The sequence below is a fragment of the Paraburkholderia translucens genome (genome assembly GCF_020881035.1).
Lineage (GTDB): Bacteria > Pseudomonadota > Gammaproteobacteria > Burkholderiales > Burkholderiaceae > Paraburkholderia > Paraburkholderia translucens.
On sequence record NZ_JAJITC010000001.1, the window covers coordinates 1 to 18,907 of the forward strand.

At 64.0% G+C, this 18,907-nt stretch carries 12 protein-coding genes and 1 pseudogene; 7 read left to right on the forward strand and 6 right to left on the reverse strand.

What is annotated here, in order from left to right; translation table 11 throughout:
• Positions 1 to 459: 459 nt before the first annotated feature.
• Both LJ655_RS00005 and LJ655_RS00010 read right to left on the reverse strand, forming a co-directional pair.
• Entirely contained in the window at positions 460 to 8,805 is an 8,346-nt protein-coding gene (locus LJ655_RS00005; RefSeq protein ID WP_230559208.1) for a hemagglutinin repeat-containing protein, read from the reverse strand.
• A 532-nt stretch (positions 8,806 to 9,337) separates the two neighbouring features.
• Entirely contained in the window at positions 9,338 to 10,024 is a 687-nt protein-coding gene (locus LJ655_RS00010) for an HAD family hydrolase (RefSeq protein ID WP_230559209.1), read from the reverse strand.
• A 202-nt stretch (positions 10,025 to 10,226) separates the two neighbouring features.
• Here LJ655_RS00010 and LJ655_RS00015 point away from each other — a divergent pair, with 202 nt between their 5' ends.
• From LJ655_RS00015 to LJ655_RS00040, 6 genes and pseudogenes are all read left to right on the forward strand, one after another.
• Complete coding sequence (locus LJ655_RS00015) at positions 10,227 to 10,544, forward strand: YXWGXW repeat-containing protein (RefSeq protein WP_230559210.1); 318 nt, start codon at positions 10,227 to 10,229, stop codon at positions 10,542 to 10,544.
• Positions 10,545 to 10,794: 250 nt separating this feature from the next.
• Positions 10,795 to 11,373 (forward strand): annotated as a pseudogene (locus LJ655_RS00020) (RNA polymerase sigma factor); the annotation flags it as partial.
• Entirely contained in the window at positions 11,370 to 11,786 is a 417-nt protein-coding gene (locus LJ655_RS00025; protein ID WP_230559212.1) for a hypothetical protein, read from the forward strand. The pseudogene LJ655_RS00020 and the gene LJ655_RS00025, both read left to right, overlap by 4 nt.
• Positions 11,783 to 12,295, forward strand: coding sequence for a periplasmic heavy metal sensor (locus LJ655_RS00030; protein ID WP_230559213.1), 513 nt, complete (start codon positions 11,783 to 11,785; stop codon positions 12,293 to 12,295). The genes LJ655_RS00025 and LJ655_RS00030 overlap by 4 nt, the downstream gene beginning before the upstream one ends.
• 83 nt (positions 12,296 to 12,378) lie before the next feature.
• Positions 12,379 to 13,875, forward strand: a complete 1,497-nt coding sequence (locus LJ655_RS00035; RefSeq protein ID WP_230559214.1) for a DUF1800 domain-containing protein — start codon at positions 12,379 to 12,381, stop codon at positions 13,873 to 13,875.
• 5 nt (positions 13,876 to 13,880) lie between these two features.
• A complete protein-coding gene (locus tag LJ655_RS00040; protein ID WP_230559215.1) occupies positions 13,881 to 15,029 on the forward strand; it encodes a DUF1501 domain-containing protein in 1,149 nt (382 codons plus the stop codon).
• Between the two features lie 141 nt (positions 15,030 to 15,170).
• Here the strand turns inward: LJ655_RS00040 and LJ655_RS00045 are convergent, their stop codons facing one another.
• The 3 genes from LJ655_RS00045 to LJ655_RS00055 all read right to left on the reverse strand — a co-directional run bounded on the left by LJ655_RS00045 (position 15,171) and on the right by LJ655_RS00055 (position 18,202).
• The gene (locus tag LJ655_RS00045; protein ID WP_230559216.1) at positions 15,171 to 15,551 is read right to left on the reverse strand and encodes a BON domain-containing protein; all 381 of its coding nucleotides are present in this window, start codon (positions 15,549 to 15,551) and stop codon (positions 15,171 to 15,173) included.
• A 688-nt stretch (positions 15,552 to 16,239) separates the two neighbouring features.
• Positions 16,240 to 17,445, reverse strand: a complete 1,206-nt coding sequence (locus LJ655_RS00050; RefSeq protein WP_230559217.1) for a DUF6402 family protein — start codon at positions 17,443 to 17,445, stop codon at positions 16,240 to 16,242.
• A gap of 397 nt (positions 17,446 to 17,842) precedes the next feature.
• Positions 17,843 to 18,202: an acyl-CoA dehydrogenase C-terminal domain-containing protein gene (locus LJ655_RS00055; protein WP_230559218.1), complete on the reverse strand. Its 360-nt coding sequence runs from the start codon at positions 18,200 to 18,202 to the stop codon at positions 17,843 to 17,845.
• Positions 18,203 to 18,234: 32 nt separating this feature from the next.
• Between LJ655_RS00055 and LJ655_RS00060 the strand changes: the two genes are divergently transcribed.
• Positions 18,235 to 18,384, forward strand: a complete 150-nt coding sequence (locus LJ655_RS00060) for a hypothetical protein (RefSeq protein WP_230559219.1) — start codon at positions 18,235 to 18,237, stop codon at positions 18,382 to 18,384.
• Positions 18,385 to 18,463: 79 nt separating this feature from the next.
• Here LJ655_RS00060 and LJ655_RS30030 read toward each other — a convergent pair whose 3' ends face one another.
• Positions 18,464 to 18,598 (reverse strand): hypothetical protein, encoded by a 135-nt coding sequence (locus LJ655_RS30030; protein ID WP_268991283.1) that lies wholly within the window; start codon positions 18,596 to 18,598, stop codon positions 18,464 to 18,466.
• Between the last annotated feature and the right edge of the window lie 309 nt (positions 18,599 to 18,907).

Below are 18,907 nucleotides of genomic sequence, written 5' to 3' on the forward strand. Positions count from 1 at the left end.
GCGAACCGCCTCAACCTTGAATTCCAGCGTGTACCGCGCCCTCGGGTTACCCATTGCTCAATCCTCCGTCACTGAAGTTTTACACACTCTCAGTAACGGATACGTTTTTTGAGGGCAAGGTCATAGCTCGATTCATCTTTCGTTGGACAAACAATGTGTCTTAGTCCATATACACCTTCATGTTCGCGTGGAAACCATCCATAGTTGTCCGACACGATTTCTCCGCCGCATAGAAAGCATCGGTCCGGCCAGCCATGTGCTCGCCACCTAGCTAACACCTCGAAAGGTGCGCCGTGTGCGTGCGCGGTCCACTCCTTCCTTGAAAATCCCAACATCTCAACGACGGGAGGGTCGGCTGCGGTTAGCCTGTCCATGTACCAGTCATAGACTTGCTCTGCCTCGTCAGGCGTTAGCCGACGGGCGATCAGATCATCAAGCAGGTCGCGCTTTTTCAATTGATCACCGATTCAATCTTCTGCCTGGGACGGCAGGTTTATACAGGTCACCGGTAACAGGGTCTGCTGACCCTAAGTGACGTCCTCGTTTGTCATAGACTTCAATGTCGTTGTGAGTGTAGTCCCACTCGTAAAACCGAACGCCATCCGTTTTGACGCCATTCCCAGCAGGTCGCAAGTCCTGCCATACGGGACTATCCGCTTTCGAGGGATTCGACTGACGAGCGCTGTCGCCGTTTCCGCCAATCGCCGTAACGACATAGTCAACCAGCCCCTCAGCCACGTCCACAACCGGCGGCGTCTTGAAAATGTCGTCGATCACACTCGATCCCGAGGGCGTCGCTGTCGGCGTACCCGCCTTGATGGTCGGATCAAGCTCGGTGGCAGGATCGGCGATCACTCCATCGCCCTTGCTAGCCGTTTCGGCCCTGAAGCCAGCCAGCTTGCCAAGTGCCTCCAGCCACCCAGGCAATAGCGAAGTCGACGGGGCTACCACAGAGAACTGATTGTTTTCCCCTTCGATCTGCCCCGCACCAGTCGCCGTCGCCGCATTCGTCCCCGACGCCGTTGCTATCCCGGCAACCAGACTCGTCACCAGATTCTCGCGCGCCTGACGGTCTTCCGCCGACATCCCGTCTGTTGGCCCGAGCAACGTGCCGAGCAGCGAACTCGCCGCCGCCCCCATCGCGCCAGCACCGCAACTCTGGCTGCTCGCCGCGGCACCCGCGCAACCGACGATTGCATGCAGCGCAGCACGTGCTGTTTCGCCATCAACCGTGCTGTCCTTGGCCAGATAGTCCGCAATCTGCTTGACCCCGCCCGCACCGAGCTCCTGCAGATACGCCACCGTTGCACTCTGCGCAAACTGCCCGATACTACCGGTCACATTCCCACCCGCCGCCACACTCAGCGCCGTCAGCACCTGACGATACGGTCCACCCGGCCCCCACTCGGCATTGAGCTGATCGGCCTGCTGCTGCGCCGCCGCGCGCTGCTCCGGCGTCAGATTCGGATCGTTCGCGGCAGCCTTCGCCGCATCCGCTTCCTTCGCGCGATTCGTGACGAACGTCCCCACCTGATTGATGAACTGGCTCGTGATATCGAACCCGGCCTCGATCTTATCCTTATCGAAGATCGGTGCGACCGACCCCAACGTGTCCGACGTATCCCGGCTGATGCCGGCCACCGCTTCCTCGGCCGTCTGCCTGGTCAGCTGCTGCTGTTTCGCGCCATCGGTAATCGTGATCGCGCCGCCGCTGATCGCGCTCTTCGTCGTGCCGCTCGCGTCGCCGGAGGCGCTCATCACGATCGGCGGCGCCATCGAAAGGCCGCCGCTCTTCGGCAGCGTCGTGCCCGGCACCGGGTTGACGTTGTTGGCCGTCCCGCTCTGGCTCTTGCCGATGTCGCCACCATAGCCGCCGCTGATGCCCACCGACTGTCCGCTGTATTCAGCCGTATTCTCGATGTCGCTATGCGTAAGCGTCGCAGTCGTCAGACTGTTGACGCCGCTCTGGACCGCCGCATCGCTGCTGGAAATCACAGCGCCCTTGAGGTCCGTATTCCCCTTCACATTGATCTGGAACCCGCCGTCGCCCGCACCAATGCCGGATTGCTCGGTCACGCTCGCATAGTTGCTGTTCAGCTTCTGCTGGCTGACGCTGCCCGCCACGCTCGATGCGCCATAGCAGATCGGCGGCACGCACACGCTCACCGACACGCCGCCGCTCTGTTGTTTCGAGTTATAGGTGCTCGTGTCCTGCAGGCTCTCGATGTTCAGGTTCCCGCCAACGTTGGCCACCACCTGCTGGCCGTCAGCCGCCGCACCCTTCAGGTTGGTGTCTCCGCCCGATTGAAGCGTTAGCGTATTGCCCGCGGTGACGTGCGTGTTGGTCCACGTCGAATCGCTACCATTGTGATTGCCCTTCGTACCTGATACGCCGGCCTGGAACGAGATGCCATTCGATTTGCCAACACCGAACGTCACGCCGATACTCGCGCTCGATCCGCTGTTGCTACTCTGCTGGCTATCAGTGTTCTGCGCGGCCTGCAGGTTGATGGCGCCTTCGGCATTCAGGGTGGCGTTGTTGCCCGCACTGAGACTGCTACCAACGACGTTGACATCACTGGCCGCACCCGCGCCGGCTGCCGCGATGTTGAGGTTATGACCCGCCGATACCGTGCTGCCAACCGCGGTACTGGACGACGCAGTCGAACTGCTGTTGCTATGGCTCGTACCGAGCGACACGTTGATGCCAACGCCGCCGATCGCCGTCGGATCAGTCACGACTGCGTCATAGGCATTCTTCGCAGCAAGTCCCGTGGTCGCCGCAGCGAGCGCATCGAGCCGCGCGTCGCCGTTCGTCTGCTTCACGTCCTTGCGCATCTGATTGGCGGTCTGCACCGCCGCGATGACCGGATTGCCGATGCCCGCGGAAATTGCAGTCTGTTTGAACGACTGCTGCTCGTTCTGCGTGGCGGTGTCGTATGCGGCATCGATCGTTACGCTCTTGCCGGCGAGGTTCAGATCGTTGGCGGCATGCAGCGTGCTACCGGTCGCATGCAGGTCGTTGCCCGCCGTGATATTGAGGTTACCGGTCAGCGAGCCGACCATGCTGCCCGTGTTCGCCACCTGGCTTGCCTGCTGCGCGTCGGTGGTCGTGCGCGTGCCGATGGTGTACCCCTGCAAACCGCCGTCGAGCTGGTTCAAGGGATTGAGGCCCGACAGGAAGCCGTACTCCTTCTTCTGGGAACTGCTCTGCGACTGGAGGGTGTCCTGCGAGGTCGTGATGTTGACGTTGCCTGTCGCCGCAAGCGTCACGTCGTTTGTGCCGACCACATTGCTGCCCTGGATGGTCAGGTCGCGACCCGCCTTGACGGTCACCGTATCACCCGACACCACACTCGCCACGCCAATATTCGCCTGCGTGGCCTGCATCGTGTCGGTGGTCGAACCGCTGACGAAACTGCCGCGCTTCGATTGCACAGCCTGATAGCTGTCGTGTTCTTCGCGCGCCTCGTTGATCGTCACGTTGCCGGTGGCCGCGATCGTTGCCGTACCCGTGCCGTTATCCACGCCGTTCGTCATGCCCGCTGTCAGGCTCGATCCGGTGAGAGTTACATTACCGCTGCCCGCATTCGTGCTGACCGCGCCAAGCGTGGCGTTGCCGCCCGCTGTGAAGGTCGTGCCGACCGCGTGCTCGTCGTACGTATTGTCGACTTCCTTGCGGGTCTTGTCGTCAGTAGCGACGTTGTCGTAATTCGCGGTATCGGTGACAGTGGTCGCCGTCAGGTTGCCGCCCGCGACGACCGCCATGTCGCCGCCTGCCGTCACCGTCGCGCCCTTGAACACCGCATCGTTGCCGCTTTGCATGGCGAGGTCGCCGCCAGCGGTAATCGCGCTGGTCTCGTTGGTGAGGCTGTTCTCTTCCCAATGATGCTGATCATTCTGCGTCACCGATTGCAACGTGGCGGACTGCACCGCGTCGACGGTAATGTCATGGCCCGCGCTGATCTGCGCATTACCGCCCGCACTGATATTCGCACCACGCACCGTCAGGTCATTGCCCGCCGCAATCACCATCTCGCCGGTCGACGCGATCGTGCCCTGCGCACCGAGCAGGGTCTGACTGACCTTGCTGTCGCCAGCCGCCGAGCTGCTGACGCCGTTGACATCGACCAGCGTCGTATTGACGATGTCGTTGCCCGCCAGCACCGCGACGCGGTTTCCGCTGATCATGCCCGAGGCATTCACGACATCGTGCGCCGCGGAGAGAACCGTCGTTCCGTCCGCTTCGCTGCTGCCGATCGAGCCGCCACGGTTCAGGATGTCGGTGGCGCTCACCACCGTCTGCGCGCCGCCCTTGATCACACCCGAGTTGGCCGCACTGCCGGTAGCGTGAATCTGCACGTCATCCGCCGCAATCAGCGCACCGGTGGGTTGCAGGTCATTTGCGTGGGTCTGCGCGAGATAGACGACAGGCGCCAGCACCTGCTGTGTCGTACCATCGGGCAAGGTCACGGTCTGGTTCACCAGCCACACGATATCGCTCGTGAGCGCATCCATCTGCGCTGCCGTCAGCGCAATGCCAGGTTCCAGCCCGAACTGCTGCGCAACGTTCACGCCGTTCGTCATCAGCGCCCGGTATTCGTCGAGGTTGCTCGTGTAGCCCTGCAGATAGACGCGACCAGTCAACTGTGTGATCTGCTCACGCACGAGCTGCTCCTCATACATGCCGTCACCGAGCCGCTTCTCCACGGTCTGCGGATTGAGCCCAAGCTGCTGGAGCATGTAGTCGCTGGAGATGAAGCTCGTATAGCTCGTCAACCGCGGATCGGTCACGACCAGGTACGGCGCACCGGGCGCAGCCTGGTACGTGTACAGCCCGCTCGTTGGCAGTTTGATGTCGAGCGCGCCGTTGTTCGCGACGGTCTGCGGTGCGTCGACCTTTGTGCCCGTCATCAGCTGATTGGCGCCCAGCGTTCCGCCGGTCGCGCCGGTCGCGGAGTCTGCCGCCGCGACATTCGTGTTGTTGACGTTCGTCGCGCTGATCTGCACCGCGTTGTTCGCGATGATCGTGCCGCCCGTGCCGCCGATCGCCACGGGCGCGAGCACGACCGACGGCTCGACGACGGTGCCCACATCCTGCGTGATGTCCTCGTTCCACGCGTAGGTGGATACGATGTCCTGACGCTGGTACTGGTATAGCGTCTGCCCGGTGTTGTTGACCGTGGTGCCGCCGTAGTTGCCAGTCCCATTGCCGATTTCACCGTCCTGCTGGCTCGAGCCGATCTGGATCGAGCCGCCCGCTGCAATTGCGCTGTGGCTATTGTTGATCGTGCCGACATTCGCGAGCGTCATGTTGCCGCCCGCGAGCAGTTGCGCCTGCCGTGCCTGTCGTCCCGTCACCTGGTCCTGCTGCGTCGTGGTGGTCGTATCGCGCGCGATCTCGACGCGCTGATAGCCCTTATGCCCATCGCTGCGTGTCGCGTACTCGGTGGACGGGAGGTAATTGACGTTCGGGTTGTAGCCGTCCCAGTAGTTGACGGTGACCGATCCGTCGCTGTTCGTCGTCAGCGTGTTGTACCAGATCGTCTGCTGCTGGCCATTGACGCTGACGACCAGCACGTTGTCGGCCGCGTTCGGGCCGGCGGTCTGCGAGACGATCTGCGAGGCGGAATAGGTCGCGTCGATTGGCGCGCTGTAGCCGTTGTCCCACATCTGCTGCGTGCAGTACCCCTTGTCGCTATTGCCTGTCGCGCAGGCCATGTACTTGTCGCGCTTGGTCTGATGGACGGTCTCGACGCCGGTCGTCACGGTTTCGACGGTGGGAGCGGGGCGCGTGTTGGTCAGCGTCTGGGTGGCGACTTCGAGGTTGCCCTGGGCTTCGATGGTGGACTGGTCGTTGGTGACCGAATGGCTGCGGTTCGCGAGTAGCCCATTCGCATCGCGTGTCGTGTCGGCGGCGATGTGGATATCGCCAAGGCTGAACATGTTCGCGCCGGCCGAATTCGCAATGTCGCCGGGCGAGTAGAGGTTCAGGTCCGAGGCGGCGGCCATGATGGCGGCCGCGCCAGTGTTCACGATGGAGCGGCTCCCGGTCAGCGTGACCGTATTGCCGATGATCGCCGCGGTATTGGTCAGCGTCGCGCTATTCGTCGTGACGCTATCGCCTTCGATGCGGCCTTCGTTCGTGATGGCATTCGCTGCGTTCACGATAGTGCTAGCCGAGTTGAGGTCAGCGCCGGCCTGGTTGTCCACGTTTGCAGCGTTGACCGTCAGCGCATGGACGGCGCCGAGGCTGCCCTGATTCGTGAAGTTGCCGGTGGTGGTCAGCGTGAGGTCATGGTTCGCCTGAACCCGGGTTGCCGATCCTTGCAGGTAGTCGCCATTGACGGTGATCGCGCCATCGTTGCCCGCGACGATGCTACCGTCGCCGGTGAGCTGATTCGTCGTGACGCTCAGGTTCTGGTCACTGCCGATGGCGCCGCCCTGGTTCGCGAGCGTGCCTGCGGCGATCGCGACGCTGCCCCCGCTGCCCGCGTCGTTGCCGATACGGCCGGCCGCATTGTCGAGCGACGCGACATTCAGTGCGAGCCCGCCATTGGCATGCAGCGAACCGTTCTGATTGACAAGCACCGCGCCGGCCCCCTCGAACGTGAGGTCGTTCGCGCCCGAGAGCGAGCCGCCGCTGTTGTCGGCCGATTGCGCGACGTTCAGCTTCAGGTCATGCCCCGACACGATCTGCGCGCCGGCGGTGTTCGACAACGTTCGCGCATCGATCGTCACATCGCCATTGCCGCCGATCAGGCCCGCGCCGGCAACGCCAATCGTGTTGGCGTTCGTCACCGTCGTCGCATTGACGCTCGTCGCGCCGGTGCCGATGTTGGCGATGCGCCCGTTGGTGTTGTCGATCGATGCACCAGAGACGTTCAGTGTCGCCGCCGTGTCGTTCGCTTCGATCTGGCCGCCGGTATTGTCGAGCACGCCCTGTGCAAAAACGTTGACCGCGCTGTTGCCCTGGATGAATCCGGCGCGGTTGTCGAGCGACGCTACCGTGAGCGCGGCCGTGGACCGGCCCGCGAGCGTGCCGCCCCGGTTCGACACCGCAGCCGCGTGGATATCCAGCGCGCCGTTCGTCGCCAGCGTGCCGCCGCTGTTCGACAGCACGCCGGTGTCGACCGACAACGTGCCGTTGCCGGAGCTCGTGATCGTGCCGTGGTCGTTGATCAACGCGGCGGGGCCGAGCGCGAGATTCGCGCTATTGGTCTGGAGCTTGCCGCCCGTGTTGTCGAGTGTGCCGGAGACGTGGACGCTCGTCGCGCCCGTGCCGGTCTGCGTGATCGTGCCGTTGCGGTTCGTGAGATTTGCGGCCTCGATGCCGAGTTGAGCGGCGTCAAGCGTCGCGAAACCGGTGTCGAGCGTGCCTGCTGCGCGGGCCGTCAGCGCATTGCCGACTCGGATCTTCGCACCCGATGCATTCAGGTCGCCACCAGTCGCCGTCAGCGCGAGATCGCCATTCGCCGCCGTGCTGCTGCCCGCGAGACTGATCGCGGCGCCCCGAAGCGTAGCGTTGCCGCCGGCGGCATTGGCCCCGGTCGCCGACAACGTGCCTGTCGTACTCAGGTTCAGGTCTCCCGACTGGGCAATCGAACCATCACTGTTGATGCCCGCACCGAACGTTCCATTCGCCGCGATGCTGCCAGCGCTCACGTTCAGATTCTGCTGCGCCGCCAATGTGCCGCTATTGGTCAGCACCCCCGGCGTACTGACGGACACCGACTGCTGCGCATACGTTGTCCCGCTGTTATCGACACCGCCCGCCGCCGACACCGCCAGATTACCGCTCGCGCTCGTCTGTCCCGCGAGAACCAGCTTCCCCTGCGTGGTCAGGGTGAGATCGCCGGCTTGCGCCGCAATGACGCCCGCATTCGAAACGCCCACGCCGTTCTCGGTGCCGACGAGCTTGATCCGGTTCGCGTACATGCCGCCGAGCTGACTCACGTCGATCGACACGTCCGGCGCCGCGCCACTGCCCGCGATAGGTGTCGCGCCCAGGGTGTCATGGTCGACCTGGTTCGCACCCGCGACGACATCCAGCGTATTGGCATAGATGGATGCGTTCGCCTGCACCGCTCGCGCAATCAGATCGACCTGATCGACGTTGCTCGCGTTCAACCCCGCGCCCTGCACGGTGATGTTGCCGCCGGTGACGCTGAATCCCTTCAGATTGCCGCTCGCGTCGAGCAGGGGCGTGCCGGTGGTGAGGATGCCGCGCGTGGTGTTGATGAACCCGCCGCCATCCACCACGATTCCCGAACCATTGGAAAGCACGACCTCCGCCTTGCTGCCCGCCACCTCGAGATAGCCGCGCAGCTGGCTCGGTGAAATGCTGTTGACCTGGTTGAGAATGATCCGCGCGGATTGTCCCGGCGCGAGATTCGCATTGCCATCGATCATGCCCGCTTGCTGCGTCTGCACGATGGTCGGTGAATTGTTCAGGATGACACCGGGCGTCTGTACATCGAACTGCGAATACGTATTGACCGACACCCCCGCGCCGCTGGGGGTGTTGATGTTCACCTGAGGCAATCCATTGGCCGTACTGATGATATTGGGCGCGTGCGCACCGCCCCCGACCACCTGTGCATCGACGAGCGAAGGCACGACGCCGAGCGTCAGCAGGGCGGCAAAGGCCGCAGGTCGCATTGAAAACAGCGAGAGGAGGGTCGCGGAGCGCGAGGCAGTGGTCTCGCCCGCATTGTTTTTGCCTGTGGTGCTTGCGGTTTCCGCAACTGCAACGAGCATCTCGCGGCACCGGCTGTAGACCAGCCGGAACATCTTCGTATTCATTGTCCGTCGCGATGATTTTTTGATCGGACGGGAAGTTATCGCGGAAGAGAATTGGACAGGGTTAAATATTGTTAGCTTGATGCCGGGTCGCTACAGTAAAACGCAATTCGGATTGATCCGATAGACGGATATGTCTTCTTCAATACCACCGAAACGGGCGAGCACCACACGGCCGCGGCGTGCCGCGGTGGCTTGACAGACGAAACGTTGGGCAAGCGAATGGAAATCGTCGGGATGGCTAATGAAACGAACCGGACCGCATCGATTACAACGCCGTCGTACGCGACGGCGCAGGGCCAGTTGCTTACAGCGGCACGATTTTGACCGGCTCCGGATGGCAGACCGGAATGTAGACCGGCTCGCAGCCGTAATGTACCGGCTGGCAGGGGTTGTAGTACGGCGGGCTGCAAAGCGGCGGCTTGTCGCCGTAGCACGAAGGCGGGTGTTCGCGCCATCTTCATACCCGCAAACTGGTCGCCCTCAGCCAACTTGCGACAGACCGGTGTCGTTCACGCTCCAACACGTCGGCCGCTCAGCGCGTGACCCATCCCGCGAGCAATTCCGGTAACTCGGCCATCTCCCTGAACACATGCACCGCGCCCGCTCCATGCAACGCGGTCGCGCTGCTATGCCCGAGGTGGTGCGGGCAATAGCCGAACACGGTCGCGCCAGCCGCGACGCCCGCGGTCGCGCCGGTCACCGTGTCCTCGATCACCGCGCAGCGCGCCGGCGCGACGCCGAGTCCGGCGGCCGCAGCGAGGTAGACGTCGGGAAACGGTTTGCTCCGGGGCATCTCGTGGCCACTGAAGATCTGTCCGTCGAAGCAGTCGAGGATGCCCGCCTTCACGAGCTGCAATTCGATCTTCACGCGATCCGCGCCCGACGCCACCGCAATGCGTCCGTTCAACGTACGCTGCAGCGCGCGCACCGCGGCAGGCGCGCCGTCGATAGCGCATAACTCGTTGTCGAGCGCCACGTTGCGCCGCTCGCGGAATTGGGTCAGCCACTCGGCCGTGATCGCGAATCCGGTGCGTGCCTCGATCAGCGCAGCCTCGTCCTTGACCATCTTGCCGACGAAAATGCGCATCGTCTCTTCGACGCTCAAATGCCAGCCGAGCTCGCCGAGCATTTCGGTGAGCACGCGGTTCGTGATGGGTTCTGAATCGACGAGCACGCCGTCGCAGTCGAAGAGTACGGCGTCGAAAGGAAAATCGGCCATCGGGCAGGGTACAGAGGAGGTTCGCGAAGCGGGAAAGCATACCGCATCGTGCGGGTCCGTCGCCGGGCGGGTGAGCGGCAAGCTATTCTCGTGCTCATTTTTTTTGGAGCCAGCGACGGATTTTTCTCACTGCCGCGTTCAAGTGGAAACGGAGCCGTTCGTGGCTATGACCTGTTCCAGCTTTGAAAGGGAGAAAACCCACATGAACACCAACCGCATGATTCGACTACTGGGTCCCACGCTCGCTGCCGCCCTGTGTTGCGCGGGCACACTGACGGCCGTGCCCGCTGCCGCGCAAGTGATGATCGCGCCGATGGCGCCACCGCCGCCGCGCATCGAAGTCCTGCCCGCGCCGCGGGACGGCTATGTGTGGGATCAGGGCCGCTGGCGCTGGGATCACGGCCGCTACGAGTGGGTGCCGGGTCACTGGCAGCCGGTGCGCGTCGGTTATCACTGGGTGCCGGGGCATTGGGCGCAACGCGGGCCGCACTGGCGCTGGATCGAAGGACATTGGGCGTAAGCGAGGTTCGCCATGAAAACACTCGTGATGATCCTGCTGGCGGCATCGCTCGCCGGCTGTGTAGTCTATCCGGCACGTCCGGCCGTGTACCGCCCGGCGGTCGTCGTATATTGATCGCGCACGTGACCCCAGCCCGGGGCGAGGCGTAGCGGCACGAAACCATAACGACACAACGGTTTAAGGAGCGGTGGCGAGTGAACGATGTTGATCCCGTGATGCGGTCGTCACGCGCGCGTGCGATGTCGCAACGGAGCCGCGCGTCTTGAGCGAAGCCCCGCCCGATCCGGACGCCGAGCTGATCGCGCAGGTGGGCCGCGAGGAGCCCGGCGCGGTGCGCTCGCTGGTCGCGCGCAAGCTGCCGCGGCTGCTCGCACTCGCCACCCGCATGCTCGGCGATCGCATGGAAGCGGAGGACGTCGCGCAGGAGGTATTCGTGCGAATCTGGAAACAGGCGGCGCGCTGGCGTGAAGGCAAAGCAAAGTTCGACACGTGGATGCATCGGGTCGCGCTCAATCTTTGCTATGACCGTCTGCGCGGCCAGCGCGAAGACCCGTGCGACGAGCTGCCCGATTTCGTTGATCCCGCCGCGCCACCCGATGCGCGGCTCGAAGCAAGCGCCGAGCACGCGCGCGTGCGCGCGGCGCTCGCCGCATTGCCGGTGCGGCAGCGCGAAGCGCTCGTGCTGACCTATTACCAGGAGATGTCGAACCTCGACGCTGCCGCCTTGATGGGCGTCAGCGTCGATGCGCTGGAAAGTCTGCTGACCCGCGCGCGCCGCAGTCTGCGCGCTCAGCTGGCCGGCAGCGGCCTTAGCAAGGACAAGTCATGACGCCCGAAAGATTCCATCAGATCGTTGCAGCGTACGGCGCTGACGCGCGCCGCTGGCCGGAGCGGGAACGCGAGGCCGCGCAGGCATGGGCGCGCGCGCATCGCGTCGAAGCCGACGCGGTGCTGAGCGACGCGGCCGACCTCGACGCATGGCTCGGCGTTGATCATATCGAGCCGCCGAGCCTCGCACTGCAGCGCCGCATCATCGACGCCGCGCCGTCGCGGCGCCGGGCCGCGCGCTGGCGCCTGTGGTGGTCGGGCGCGGCGGTGGCGGGCGTCGGGCTGATCGGCGGCGTGGCCGGTGCGCTCGCGGTGTCGTTTTTCGTGCTGACCGAAACCGCGCCGGTCGTGCATGAACCCTCGTATCTGACATCGAGCTTCGGCGGCACCACCACCGATTGGAGCGGCGAATGAACGGACGGTCGTGGAAACTTGCGCTGCTGGGCTCCGCGGCGCTCAACGTGTTTCTGCTCGGCGGAATTGCCGGCGGCGCGTATCAATGGTTCGCCGCGCACGGCGCGAATCAGCCGGCAGCGGCGCAGGAGCAGCGCGCGCTGCGTTTCGCTGCGAAGCCACTGCCGGCCGAGCGGCAGCAGGCGTTTCTCGACGCCCTGAAGAACGCGCGTCGCGAAGGGCGGCAGTATGCGCGCGAGGGGCGCGAGGGGCGTCGCGAGGTGCTGCGTCTGCTGGCCGCGCCGCAGCTCGATCGCGCGGCGCTCGATGCCGCGCTCGCGCGCACGCGCGCGGCAGACAGCAGCCTGCGCGCGATGGTCGAAGCGAGCGTTGCCGATTTCGCGGCCACGTTGACGCCCGAAGAGCGCGTCGAGTTCGCCGACAGTCTGAAGCTGCGTGGGCAATGGCGCGAACCGCAGCCGGCGCCGAACGCGAAGACGCCGGCGGCGAATGCCGCATCGGGGGAATAAGACAATGCATGCGATTGCGACGGGTTCCGGCGTGTCGGCCGTTTAACGGATAGGCAGGCGTCTTACACGTCGACGAGGATCGTATGGCCAACTCTCCGAACTTGAATGCCGCGGCGGTCGCACTGAACCGCTTCGGTCTCGGCGCGCGCGCCGACGAGACGCCGCCCGCCGAGCCGAAGGGCTGGCTGCTCGCGCAATTCGAGCAGTACCAGCCGCGGCCGGCCGCGTGGGCGCACCAGCCCGATTCGATCGCGTTGTCGACCGAGCTTTTGCGGCAGCGCATGCAGATCGAGCAGCAGGCGAAACAGACGGCGGCCGAGGGGACCCACGCGGGCAGTGCCGCGATCGACACCGCAGCCGCCAGCCAGAGCGGCGCACAAGCTGCCAGACAATCCGAACGAAAGGCGCTGCGCGTCGAAATCCTCGACATGTACCGCTCGTCCGTCAATGCGCGCGTCGCCAGCGCGCTGACCACGCCGACGCCGTTCATCGAACGGCTCGTGCATTTCTGGGCAAATCACTTTGCGGTCTCGACCGAAAAGCCTGGCGTCGCGGCGCTCGCCGGGTCGTTCGAAGCGGAAGCGATTCGCCCGCACGTGCTCGGCCGTTTCGAGGACATGCTGGTGGCCGTCGAGCGTCATCCGGCGATGCAGTTGTTCCTCGACCAAACCCGCTCGGTCGGCCCCGACAGCATGGCCGCGCTGCGCGCCGCGCAACGCAATCCGGACAACCGACGCGGACTGAACGAGAACCTCGCGCGCGAGATCATGGAACTGCATACGCTCGGCGTGCGCAGCGGCTATAGGCAAAACGACGTGACCGAGTTCGCGCGCGCCCTGACCGGCTGGAGCCTCGTCGGCAATCCGGGCAGCGGCGGAGCCAACGCGAACCGCCGCGCGCTGGAGCAGACCGGCGAACCCGGCAGTTTCGTGTTTCGCCCCGCGCTGCACGAGCCCGGCTCGCGCACGATCATGGGACGCAGCTACGACGAAGCCGGGGAACAGCAGGCGCTCGCGATCCTGCACGACCTCGCGCACGCACCGGCCACCGCGCGGCACATCGGCACGAAGCTCGCCCGTCATTTCGTCGCCGACAATCCGCCGCCCGGTGTGAGCGATCGTCTCGCCGATGCGTTCGTGCGTAGTGACGGCGATCTGCCGGCCGTCTATCGCGCGTTGATCGACACGCCGCAAGCGTGGTCGCCGGGCGCGGTGAAGTTCAAGACACCGTGGGAGTGGACCATTTCGTCGATGCGCGGACTCGGCTGGCACGACCTCGGCAACCTGCAGAGCGCGCCGATTCTCACGCAACTCGGCCAGCCGGTCTGGCGTCCCGGTTCGCCCGCCGGCTACGACGATCTTGCCGCGAGCTGGGCCGCGCCCGACGCGCTCGTGCGCCGCGTCGAAGTCGCGCAGCGCTTCGCCGCGCGCGTCGGCGACCGGCTCGATGCGCGCTCGCTCGGCCAGACCTTGCTGGCAGGCTCGCTCAGCGAGCCGACGGCGACCGCGGTGTCGCGCGCGGAAAGCGCGTCGACGGCGATCGCGCTGCTGCTCGTATCGCCCGATTTCCAACGGAGATGAATGCCATGCTGTCACGCCGCCGGTTTCTGAGCGTCGCCGCCGCTGGCGCCGGCGCTCTGCTTGTGTCGCCGCGTATTGCGTTCGCGCACGTCGCGACCGACCGCCGCTTCGTGTTCGTGATCCAGCGTGGCGCGGCCGATGGCCTGAACATCGTCGTGCCGTACGCCGACCCAGCGTATGCGACGCTGCGCGGGCCGCTCACGATCGATGCCTCGGCCGCGCCGCATCTGGATGGCACGTTCGCGTTGCATCCCGCGCTCGCGCAAGTGGCGAAGCTGTACGCGGATCGCGAAGCGCTGTTCGTGCATGCGGTCGCCTCGCCCTACCGCGACCGCTCGCATTTCGACGGACAGAACGTGCTGGAAACGGGCGGGACGTCGCCGTATCAGATGCGGGACGGTTGGCTCAACCGGCTCGCCGCGCAACTGCCCGCCACCCGCGAGAACGCCATCGCGTTCGCGCCGACCGTGCCGATGGCGTTGCGCGGGCCGGCCGCGGTGACGTCGTATGCACCGTCGGCGTTGCCGCAGGCGCCTGACGATCTGCTCGCGCGCGTGTCGCAGTTGTACGAGCAGGATGCGCAGTTGCGTCCGCTGTGGGAATCGGCGATGGCGGCGCGCGGCCTCGCGGGCGATGCAGGCGCGCGTCAGGACCCGGCGAGCCTTGGCAAGCTCGCGGCGACTTTTATGGCGCGCGACGACGGTCCGCGTATCGCGATGATCGAAACGGGCGGGTGGGACACGCACAGTGGGCAGAACGCGCGGCTTGCCAATCAGCTGAAGGCGCTCGACACGATGCTCGCGGCGTTGCGCGACGGTATGGGGTCATCGTGGAGCAAGACCACAGTGCTGGTCGCGACGGAATTCGGCCGGACCGCGGCCGCGAACGGCACGGGCGGCACCGATCACGGCACCGGCTCGGTCGCGATGGTGCTCGGGGGCGCCGTGCAGGGTGGCCGCGTGATCGCGGATTGGCCGGGCCTCGCGCCGCATCAGCTTCACCAGTCGCGTGACCTGAAGCCGACCGCTTCGCTCGATGCGCTGATCTCCGGCACGGCGAGCGAAAGTCTCGGACTCGATCCCGAACGCACCGCGGCGGCGCTGTTTGGCCGGACCGCTGCTGGCAAGCCGATGAGTGGCGTCGTGCGAGCGTGATGCTCTAATCCCACGCAAGGGTGCGTACGCGCAGGTGTGCAGAGATGTGGTGGGATGGGGGCGGCGTCGAGGTGCATTGACGGGAGACGCCGCAAGTAGCGCATGTGCGCGGCGCTCCCTTAGCGAGCCAAAGGCCGACGTTCAGCCTCCTCCGCCTCCGCCGCCGGCCGGAACGACCAGCGTGAGCCTGTTGGTCACCGAGGTCACGCCCGGAACGCCTTTTGCGATGTCGGCCGCCTGCTGGATCATGCTGCCATCCGGCACCGAGCCCGTCAAAGTCACCGCGCCGCTGCGCGCCCGCACGAACACGTTCGACACGTTGAAGCCCTGCGCCCTCGCGAGCGCGCGCCGCACATCGCGGCCGAGCTTGCGATCCGCCGCGCGGTTCGACGTGGCATTCGTGGCTGGCGCGGCCGTCGTGGCGGCGGGCGCCTGATCATTGGTTGCCTGGGCATACGCGCTGGATGCGCTCGCCACGCACAAGGCAATACCGAGCGCCTTGAAAAGATTGAGTGTTTTCACGTTTTCACCATCCTCGAAAAGTTGATGTCGCTTCGTTGCATGTTAGAAACACCGCGCTTTGCCGAGCTGGCCTGGACTCTGGGAAGCGCGCGTCTTATTGGGGAGTTCGGGATTTGGCGCTTCCGGCGCGCTTAAACAATACTCCACGCGAGACGCGCATGCCAAAAATGGCGCGCGCCGCCAAACTGCTCAATGACGGATGGAGGTTCGCATTGCGCTGATTTGGTCACGGCGAGGCACTCGTGCGAGCGAGTGTATGACCCGGCCGGCTATAGGTGCGGGCGAGCGGCCACCAGCCTGTCCCACGTCGACGGAGGTAAGGGAACGCTCGAGTCTCCTTCACCGCCATCTCCGCTGGAAAATTCGACGGACGGACCGAGATAACGGGGCGGCGAATACGGACTCAGGGAATATCGCAGTCCCGTTGACCAGAAAAGATCGGGGACGGGTGTGCGAAAAGTGCGTTGTGCGAGCAGCTTCCCGGTCTTTCCATCGAATACTCGGCCGACATACTCAGCGCTTCCCCTGCCGGCCGGAATCCATCGCAACAGGCAAAGCTCTGCCGTGTAAGCGCCGTTGACAGGTGCCGATTTCCGACACTCGCTTCCTTGCGGGGTATGGTCGAACAGACCGCTATAAAACAAGGCGATGACGCCAACCAGCAATGCAACGCGCCAGGAGATTCGTTTCATAGGTAGAGCACGATCGGCGGAAAGAGGGGAACGAAACGACGGTCGGAGTAGATGATGAAGTCGCCGCCGCGCTGATGCTTAGCCGCCCAGCGTCGGAAGTCGCTGTTATGGATGGGATAGTAAACCTGTCCTTTGATAACCGGATCGCCAAGTGTAACCGGCGATTCCACGTAGGGAATGTAAGGGGATGCAGCCCCCACGCCATCAAGCGGCATTACGATCACGCCATTACCGCTCCAATGCCCCAGATACTGCGACCGTTCCGTGGGTTCATCGGTAAACGTGAAGTTATCTTTTACGTAAGTCCATACACCTGTCACCTCGGCAGTCGTCCTTTGCGTATCAAGGGGGTCTCTCGACAGGCGGACATGACCAACAGCGGCATAGATGACGAACGAGCCAAGCGCCGCAGTCAAATCGTCGGGGACACCTGTTCGCGCGACATCTGCCATCAGTTGCAGCTTGATTTTTTCCGCGAATGTACCGTCAACTTCGACATGTTGAAACTGGAAAAACCGATGCAGGCGTTGAGGGTCATCGCGACTGATATCGCGCGTTGATAGCTCGCTTCTGTGCTTGTAAAAGTGAAGCTTCTTGTGAAGTACCCGAAGTGCCGCGGGCGAGCGGATTGCGTCGTTGACCAGGTAGTCGTATTTGTGTCTGGCACGAGGGAACTTTAGTACCCAGTCCATTTTTACCGTGGTCGTGTCGTACATATCAGGTGGATATGGTTTGCCATGCTGATTGATTTCATTAAATTCGTCACTGGGGCTAGGCGAATAGTTCAAGCGGCCAGCAAACCATCGCTCCATTAGCTTCGCGCCGATAGGCATCATTTCCTTGCGGAGGGCGTTCGGAATTTCCTGGATATCGAATGGTGGCACTGTCTTTTTCGGGGCAGGGGACTTCGCCGGTTTGGTTAGCTTGGGCGGCGCTGGAGTGTCCAACCACTCCCTGAAACGGGAAACCGAATGAGCGACCTTGAGAAGGTCGTCAATCATTTTTACTGTTGGATCAGGTTTAGGAAGCTTGAGTGGGCTCGGGGCGGATTTCGCCGCGGCGACAGGCGCGGGCGGAAGCGGAGGCGGAGCGCTGTCCGTGGAAAGCGAGACCTCATGCACGGCACGAGCTCCATCCTGCTTCTTCCAACGCCATAGCAGCTTGTTGATCTTGAAATAAGCAAATTCGTCGTCGTGTTTCATGGGCGTTTGTGGCTAGTAAAGCGGGGCTCATGAGAACCTGCTCGCCTCAAACGTTCGAGTTCGAGCATTGGGAATCGAGCGTGGCCGCGATGCAGCCGATCCGCGCCACTATTATTCGCGAGTGAACTCGACGAGAAAGCCGGAGGATTCTGAAAACGAGGCTGTCGGGGCGTTCCGCTGTCCAGAGGCCAGCGCCGAGCGGCCTGCTGCATTGCGCGCGCCTTTTAGCCGGCGGCGAGTGCCAATCATGGCGATCAATGTGAGTGGGCCGTCGTTCAAGCTCTCGAACGAGTTTCTGCTCGAAGAGGTTTGGCCGCGCCTGATCGGCGTGGTCACAGAACAGGAAATCGCCTGTCGCATTGCGCGGCAGCGCGATTCATTTCTATCGCGCGCTCGGTCAGAACCACTGCGGCGCCATGCCGAACGTTGTATCGTCGAGCGTGCGCAACAGCGCCAGCATTGGCGGCACGCGCGGCAGCTCGCAACGGAAGAACCACTGGCACGCGTGCAGATTGCCGGGATAGAAATCCTCATCCGCCGCGCCGTTCGCGCGCGGCAGCGCGTCATTGACCACCAGCGCCTGCCGCAGCCAGGTCCACGCCAACACGACATGTCCTAATGCTTCGAGGAACACGTTCGCGTTGGCGAGCGTGCGGTCTTTATCGCTTGCGGGCGCGGGCAGCAGCGCTTCGAGCGTGCCGCTCAAATCGCGCCAGGCGGCGCTGAGCGCATCGGCGTGGGGCCTGTAGCGGTGCATACTCGCGCGCGGCGTCGATCGTTTGCAGCACCTTGCGGGGCAAGCAGCTTCAGCACCGCGCCCTGTTTCATCGTGACCTTGCGGCCGAGCCGGTCGATCGCCTGAATGCCGTGCGTGCCTTCGTGAATCATGTTCAGGGGATTGTCGCGATAGAACTGCTCGACCCGGATTCGCGCGTGTAGCCGAAGCCGTCGTGGATCTGGATCGCGAGGCTGTCTGCTTCGAGACACCATTGCGACGGCCACAACTTGACGACCGGCGTCAGCAGATCGAGCAGCAGCCAGCTTCGGCGCGCGCGCTGTCGCTTTCGACGGTGCTCTGTTCATCGACGAGCCGCGCCGTGCAAAAGCTCAACGCGCAAGCTCTTTCCACATAGGCCATTTGCGCGAGCAGCATGCGGCGCACGTGCGCATGCTCGATGATGATCAGGCGTCCTGCATCGATGAAAGCTCGTTTAAAGGTATGCCGCTGTGCACAATGGCATCGCGAAGCGCACCAGTTTATACCCGTGGTGTTCCTCGCGAGCGAGGCCGCCCGGCACATCACCGGTCAGTATCTGGCGGTGGATGGCGGTCGATCGTCGTCTGAGCCGGCAGCTTGTTCTGGCGCCGCGCCCAGCGTGAGCGGCTGTCCATAAACAGTATTGCTTCTCGCTCACCTCGCGCTTCCGGGCCTTTGGCTCCCGCGGCCGGATCGGTTACGCTT

Coding starts and splice junctions, on each gene's coding strand:
- LJ655_RS00005 (WP_230559208.1), bottom strand. CDS start 8,805: ATGAATACGAAGATGTTCCGGCTGGTCTACAGCCGGTGCCGCGAGATG.
- LJ655_RS00010 (WP_230559209.1), bottom strand. CDS start 10,024: ATGGCCGATTTTCCTTTCGACGCCGTACTCTTCGACTGCGACGGCGTG.
- LJ655_RS00015 (WP_230559210.1), top strand. CDS start 10,227: ATGAACACCAACCGCATGATTCGACTACTGGGTCCCACGCTCGCTGCC.
- LJ655_RS00025 (WP_230559212.1), top strand. CDS start 11,370: ATGACGCCCGAAAGATTCCATCAGATCGTTGCAGCGTACGGCGCTGAC.
- LJ655_RS00030 (WP_230559213.1), top strand. CDS start 11,783: ATGAACGGACGGTCGTGGAAACTTGCGCTGCTGGGCTCCGCGGCGCTC.
- LJ655_RS00035 (WP_230559214.1), top strand. CDS start 12,379: ATGGCCAACTCTCCGAACTTGAATGCCGCGGCGGTCGCACTGAACCGC.
- LJ655_RS00040 (WP_230559215.1), top strand. CDS start 13,881: ATGCTGTCACGCCGCCGGTTTCTGAGCGTCGCCGCCGCTGGCGCCGGC.
- LJ655_RS00050 (WP_230559217.1), bottom strand. CDS start 17,445: ATGAAACACGACGACGAATTTGCTTATTTCAAGATCAACAAGCTGCTA.
- LJ655_RS00055 (WP_230559218.1), bottom strand. CDS start 18,202: ATGCACCGCTACAGGCCCCACGCCGATGCGCTCAGCGCCGCCTGGCGC.
- LJ655_RS30030 (WP_268991283.1), bottom strand. CDS start 18,598: ATGCTGCTCGCGCAAATGGCCTATGTGGAAAGAGCTTGCGCGTTGAGC.